A 6,104-nucleotide genomic window follows, 5' to 3' on the forward strand; every position below is an offset into this window, starting at 1 on the left:
TCGCCGGCCCGAGCGGCTTCGACGGAGGCGTTCAACGCCAGCAGGTTGGTCTGGGAGGCGATCTCACCGATCACCTTGACGATGGCGTCGATATCCTCGGAAGACTTCTGGATCGCCGCCATCGCCTCGCGCGAATCGTTCAGCGACTGGGTGCCTCGGTTGGCCTCCTGCTGGGTCTCGCGGGCCAGCGAACGGGTCAGTTGGGTGTTCTCGGCGATCGAGGCGATGGAGGCGTTGAGCGCATGGATCGACTGGCTCATGGCTTCGGTCTGGGCCTGGATATGCTCCTCCAGCTCGACCTCGGCGGTGATGTCGGTGGCGAACTTGATCACCTTGTAGGGTTTGCCGTCGGCGTCGAAGATCGGGTTGTAGGTGGCCTGGATCCAGACCCGGCGGCCATGCTTGCCCAGACGCATGAAGCGGCCGTCGAACAGCTCGCCGCGGCTCAGCGCCAGCCAGAAGTCGCGGTACTCGCGGCTGACTATATGGTCGGGCTCGCAGAACATGCGGTGATGCTGACCCACGATCTCGTCGGCGTGGTAGCCCAGGGTATCGAGGAAGTTCTGGTTGGCGGCAAGGATATTGCCCTTGAGGTCGAACTCGATCACCGCCTGGGCGCGATCCATCGCCTTGACCTTGCCTTCGTACTCGGCGACTGCACGCTTCTGCAGGGTGATGTCCGAGGCCAGCTTGATCACCTTGTGCGGTTTGCCTCCGGCATCGAGCACCGGATTGTAGGTCGCCTGCAGCCAGATGTCCTCGCCCTGGCGGGTGACGCGCCTGAACTCGCCGCTGACGAACTCGCCGCGCCCCAGGCGCGTCCAGAACGCCTGATAGGCACGGCTCTGGGCGTAGCTCTCGTCACAGAACAGGCGGTGGTGCTGGCCGACCACCTCGTCGCGGCGATAGCCCATGGCCTCGAGGAAACGCGCATTGGCATCGAGCACATGGCCGTCGAGATCGAACTCGATCACCGCCTGGGAGCGGTTGACTGCCTGCCATAGCGCCTCCAACGGCGGGGCGGTGAGGGCGTCGGAGCTGTCGGTGGGGGTATCGAGGGGCATGTTGGGCCTCCGCAGGGCGGGAAGTAAGCCACGAGCCTTCTGAATCGCATGGCCCATGGTGGGTACCGCACAACATCGGCTGGGTGGGGTCGAAGTTTAATTAAACTCGACTATCGGTGGGATAGACCGTGCCTCAAAAGACGATGCCGCCCCGGAGGGCGGCATCGACGTCGGCAGCGGAGGCGAGATCGTAGGTTCAGCCGAGATAGGCGTTGAGCATCCACACGGTCTTCTCCTGCTCGCGAATATAGTCGCTGGCCAGGGAGGCGGTGCCTTCGTCGTCGGCATCGCTGGCCTGGGAGAGCAGCTCGCGCTGGAGCTCGATCAGGACCTGAAAACCCTTCACCAGACCCTGCACGCACTGCTTGCCGTCGGCGACCTGCTTGTCCTCCTGAATCTGCGACACCTTGGCATAGTCGCTATAGGCGTGCAGCGGCTGGTAGCCCAGGGTCAGGATGCGCTCGGCCACTTCGTCGACCTTGGTCAGCAGATCGGTGTAGATCTCCTCAAACTTGGCGTGGAGCTCGAAGAACTGCTCGCCCTTGACGTTCCAGTGGTAGCCTCGGGTGTTCATGTAGAACACCTGGTAGTTGGCAAGCAGTGTGTTGAGCTTCTCCGCGAGCTGCTCGGCACTGGAGGTATGCAGACCGATGGCATTGGTATCGATGTCGGACATGGTGTCTCTCCTGAAAGGTGATGGTGACAGTGTAACCGGGCGCTCCGCGGAGCCCCATCCAAGTCTCGATATGGCGTGGATAGCGTCGTCCTATCAGGACGTTAAGTGCGTTCCGTACCAAGGTATATCAGGGTCACATGACGACAATGCAAGCCTGGTGGGAGAGCGGCCGCCGGCGCGTCATCCCCTGGGGCCGGCCTGCCACAGCCTTGCCAGTGTCCGCGCGCGATCGCCCAGCAGTTCGCCGCAGCGCGCCAGCGCCTCGTCCAGCGTGATCGGGCCGTCGGCCAGCGCGAACGCCGCGGTGACGCCGTGCTCGAACGCGGCTTGCCACTGGTCGCCCAGCCGTCCGGCCAGCACGACGACGGGAACGCCGAAGCGTTCGGCACGACGGGCGATCCCGATCGGCGTCTTGCCCGACAGGCTCTGTCCATCGAGCTGTCCCTCACCGGTAATCACCCAGTCGGCGCCCGTCAGCAGGGTGTCGAACGCGACCTGATCCATCACCAGCTCGATGCCCGGGCGCAGCTCGGCGCCGAGAAAGGCGCGTGCCGCGAAGCCCATCCCGCCGGCGGCGCCAGCCCCCGGCAGTTCCCGGAAGTCCTCGCCCAGAATCCTGGCGGCATGATCGGCGAAATGCGACAGCGCCCGGTCCAGCCGGTCGACATCGGCCTCCGTCGCCCCCTTTTGCGGGCCGAACACGGCACTGGCGCCGCGGGGCCCGAGCAGCGGGTTGTCGACATCGACGGCAGTCTGAACCGCCAACGAGGCCAGCCGCGGATCGAGGCCATCGAGATCGAGTGTCGCCAGTTCGGCCAGCGCGGCACCGCCGGGAGGCAGGGAATTGCCTTCACCATCGAGCAGTCTCCCGCCGAGGGCAACCAGCATGCCGGCGCCGGCGTCGTTGGTGGCACTGCCGCCCAGGGTCAGTACCAGCGACTCCGCTCCGGCGTCCAGCGCTGCCACGATCAGCTCCCCGACCCCGAAGGTCGAGCTGTGGAGCGCAGTACGCTCGTCACGCTTGAGCTGCTGCAGGCCACTGGCCTCCGCCAGCTCGACGAATGCGGTGCGCGAAGCCTCGTGCCAGCCCCAGGTCGCCGTGGTCTCGCGCCCCAGCGCGTCCCGCACGCTTGCCGTCCTTCGCTCCGCGTTCGTCGCCGCCAGCAGGGCATCCAGCGTGCCTTCGCCGCCATCGCCCATCGGACACTGGTGCAGGGTGGCGTCGGGCAGTTCCCGCTCGATGCCGGCGGCGATGGCGGCGGCGGCATCGCGGGCGGAAAGTGCATCCTTGAAGCTATCGGGGGCGATGACGATGTTCATGGCATCCTCGGCTGGGAGTGAATCGGGTCGGATCGTGGCTCTGCCCAGCATAACGTCGTTGCACGTCGGCAGCGACGGGCGGCGCTTCGTGGCCCAGGGCAGTGCGACGGAGCGGGAGGTCGGCCGCGCCGGAAGCAGCATGGAACGGCGAGCTCGAAACTGGCATGCTGAACACTGTTCGCAATCTCCTGCGAGGATGCCGTGATGAACGATCTGCGATATCGGATAGGCCGCTGGGCCGCAATGTGCGTCGGACTCGGCGTATTGAGCGGTTGCCAGGCCATGTCGGCGCCGGAACCCACCTCGGCGATGGGCGGCAACGCCTTGCCCGCCGACTGTCGCTGGCCGGCAGGCAGCGGCGATTCGCTGGCGCGTCTGCGGGCCACGCGGGACGCCCTGGAGAGCCAGGGCTACGCCATCCTGGATACCGACGCCTCGCTGGGGCTGGTGAGTGCCGAACGCAAGACCGCACAGCCCGGCCTGGGCGCCGTGAACAGCCCGTTCGGACGTAGCGGCTTCTGGGGCGGGTTCGGCCTGGGTGGCAGGAGCGGATATTCGCTGGGGGTGTTCCAGAACTTCGGCGGTGGCTACAACACCGATCCGGTGCAGATCGAGCGTGTCTCGGTGGTGACGCCGGACGCGACGACGCTGGTCGACCGCGATTCGGTGGTGGTCGATTACAACGGTTACCTGATCGACGCTCGCAGCTACAACCAGCCTTCGTTCTGCCAGCAGTTGCGTCAGGATATCGAATCTCGTCTGAACCAGCCCGCCTCCGGAGTGACGCCATGAGATATCGCGAGACGACACCAGCCGTGACATGGCGATCCGGGACGAGCAGGGTCGCCTGGCTGGGCCTGCTGGCCGGGCTGCTGCTGCTGACGGCCTGTGCGGTGTCGCCGCAGCCACAGCCGCGGAGTATCGCCGTCCAGGCCACGACGGAAGAGACGCTCAAGGCGACACTCGCGATGCTGGCCGAGCGCGGGTTCGTGATTCGCCATGGCGACGGCGACCTGGGCCAGATCGATGCCGTGCTGGCCTCTCGCTCGGGCCACGAAATTCACGCCCAGGTCACCAGCGGCGGCGAACGTCCCCCGGGGCTCGTGATGCAGAATGGCGATACCTACCTCACATTGAGCGGTCGACGCGGCGGCCAGCCCCTGGACGCGCTGGCGCTCGACCCCTTGTTCATCGACGTCCAGAACCGGCTGGGATTGCTGCCTTGAGAAGACTGTTTGTGTGGAGACACTGTGCGTGGCTGGGGTTGGCGATGGGCTTGCTGCTGGGGGCGCCTCCGGCGGCGTTGGCTCATCCCCACGGCTGGGTGGACATGAGCGTCGAGGGGGTCTTCGATGAGCAGGGCAGGCTGACCGCGCTTCGCCAGCGCTGGCGCATGGATCCGTTCTACAGCCAGGTGGTGATGGAGGAGATGGCGACCGTCAAGGATGGTACCAGCATGGCCCAGCGCCTCGACGCGCTGGGCGTGGAGATCCGCAACAATCTCGCCACCCAGCACAACCTGACCAACATCACGCTCGACGGCCAGCCCGTCGCTCAGGGGGAGGTCACCGACACCAACACCGACTATCGCGACGACCGGCTGGTGTACGAGTTCGTGCTGCCGCTGGCGACACCGCAACGGCTGGCCGGCCATACCCTGAGCTATCGGATCTTCGATCCCACCTACTACATCGAGATGGTGCACGAGGCCAACGAGGACGGCTCCCAGCCGCTGCCCGATGCCCTGAAGCTCGACCACCCGTCGGCAGGCTGCACCACCCGGATCGTCAAGGCGACCCCGGACCCGCAGAAGGTGATGGAGGCGGCCATGCTGGACAAGGGCGAGAGCGGCGAGCCCAACCTCGGGCGCTTCTTTGCCGAGACAGGAGAGATCGCGTGCCCGGGCTGAGAACGACGCTGAGATTCCTGGTGCCGCTGGCGCTGCTGATCGGCCTGGGTGGGGTCGGTTATGCATTGGGGTGGTGGCAGCAGGTCGCGGTGCAGATCGTCTTCTGGCAGGGCGAGTTCTATCACGCCCTGGTCGAGGCCGTCAGTGCGCTGAAGCGTACCCCCGACGTGACGACCTGGGGCGTGCTGCTCGGGGTGAGCTTCGGCTACGGCGTCTTCCATGCCGCGGGGCCGGGCCACGGCAAGGTGGTGCTGAGTACCTACCTGGCCTCGCAGGGGGGCGCCTGGCGTCGCGCGCTGGGCCTCTCCGTGCTGGCGGCGCTGCTGCAGGGCGTGATGGCGATCGCCATCATCGGTGTCCTGGTGTTCGGTCTGGGATGGTTGACCCGGCAGGCGATGGGCAGCATCGATCAGGCGGAGCTGGCGAGCTTCGCGATCGTTACCCTGGTCGGGCTGTGGCTCTGTATCCGGTCGCTGCGGCGCCTGTGGCGATCGCGCCATACCGCCAGCAACGCTGCCGCGACCACCGTGCCCCCGGCTTTCACGCCCGTCACGACCAGCCCGGTGTCGCCTCATTCGTCGCTGGGTCCGATGGTGCCATCGCAGCGACATACCCGCGACGCCCACTGCGGTTGCGGTCACGATCACCATATCGATCCCCGACAGGCGGGGGACTGGCGCGTGGCGCTGCTGACGGTACTGTCGATCGGCATCCGCCCCTGCAGCGGTGCGGTGCTGCTGCTGGGCGCGGCCTCACTGCTGGATCAGTTCGGCAAGGGCGTGGTCGCGGTCCTGGCGATGTCGCTGGGAACGGCGCTGACCGTCTCCTCGCTGGCCCTGCTCAGCGTGCTGGCGCGCGACTGGGTCAAGCGCCACCTCAAGCCCGCCAGGGGCGGCGGCCAGTGGCAGTCGTGGGTCGGCCTGGCAGGCGGGGCGCTGATACTGGTGCTGGGCCTGTCGCTGACGCTGGCCCAGTGGCAGCGCGGGCCGGCCGCCGGGATTGGCGAGATAGGGCGCCAGCAGCGAGCGTGCCTGGAAGAAGAAGCGCCCATCGGATTCGACGAGGCGCGGGGCCAGAAGGCCCGCATCGGGCCACATCCGGGCGGCCTCCAGCAGGGCATCCACCGCCCCCGGAC

7 protein-coding genes are annotated in these 6,104 nt (G+C 66.9%); 4 read left to right on the plus strand and 3 right to left on the minus strand.

Annotated elements, in window-relative coordinates; translation table 11 throughout:
• The 3 genes from Q0602_RS15115 to Q0602_RS15125 all read right to left on the minus strand — a co-directional run.
• Positions 1-1,064 (minus strand): PAS domain-containing methyl-accepting chemotaxis protein (locus Q0602_RS15115; RefSeq protein WP_298845035.1); only part of this gene is annotated, 1,064 nt, incomplete at its 3' end.
• Positions 1,065-1,260: 196 nt separating this feature from the next.
• Positions 1,261-1,740 carry a Dps family protein gene (locus tag Q0602_RS15120; RefSeq protein ID WP_110598074.1) on the minus strand — a complete coding sequence of 160 codons (480 nt, stop codon included), beginning with the start codon at positions 1,738-1,740 and terminating at the stop codon, positions 1,261-1,263.
• 180 nt (positions 1,741-1,920) lie between these two features.
• Positions 1,921-3,060, minus strand: coding sequence for a glycerate kinase (locus tag Q0602_RS15125; RefSeq protein WP_295039103.1), 1,140 nt, complete (start codon positions 3,058-3,060; stop codon positions 1,921-1,923).
• Positions 3,061-3,264: 204 nt separating this feature from the next.
• On the opposite strand from Q0602_RS15125, the gene Q0602_RS15130 reads away from it, so the two are divergent.
• The 4 genes from Q0602_RS15130 to Q0602_RS15145 form a co-directional block, all read left to right on the plus strand.
• Complete coding sequence (locus Q0602_RS15130; protein WP_298845045.1) at positions 3,265-3,852, plus strand: hypothetical protein; 588 nt, start codon at positions 3,265-3,267, stop codon at positions 3,850-3,852.
• Positions 3,849-4,286: a hypothetical protein gene (locus tag Q0602_RS15135; RefSeq protein ID WP_298845048.1), complete on the plus strand. Its 438-nt coding sequence runs from the start codon at positions 3,849-3,851 to the stop codon at positions 4,284-4,286. The genes Q0602_RS15130 and Q0602_RS15135 overlap by 4 nt, the downstream gene beginning before the upstream one ends.
• Positions 4,283-4,969: a DUF1007 family protein gene (locus Q0602_RS15140; protein WP_298845050.1), complete on the plus strand. Its 687-nt coding sequence runs from the start codon at positions 4,283-4,285 to the stop codon at positions 4,967-4,969. The genes Q0602_RS15135 and Q0602_RS15140 overlap by 4 nt, the downstream gene beginning before the upstream one ends.
• On the plus strand, positions 4,957-6,104 hold a 1,148-nt coding region (locus Q0602_RS15145), incomplete at its 3' end, for a nickel/cobalt transporter (RefSeq protein WP_298845053.1). The genes Q0602_RS15140 and Q0602_RS15145, both read left to right, overlap by 13 nt.

Origin of the sequence: uncultured Salinicola sp. (genome assembly GCF_937921195.1) — a bacterium.
GTDB lineage: Bacteria > Pseudomonadota > Gammaproteobacteria > Pseudomonadales > Halomonadaceae > Salinicola.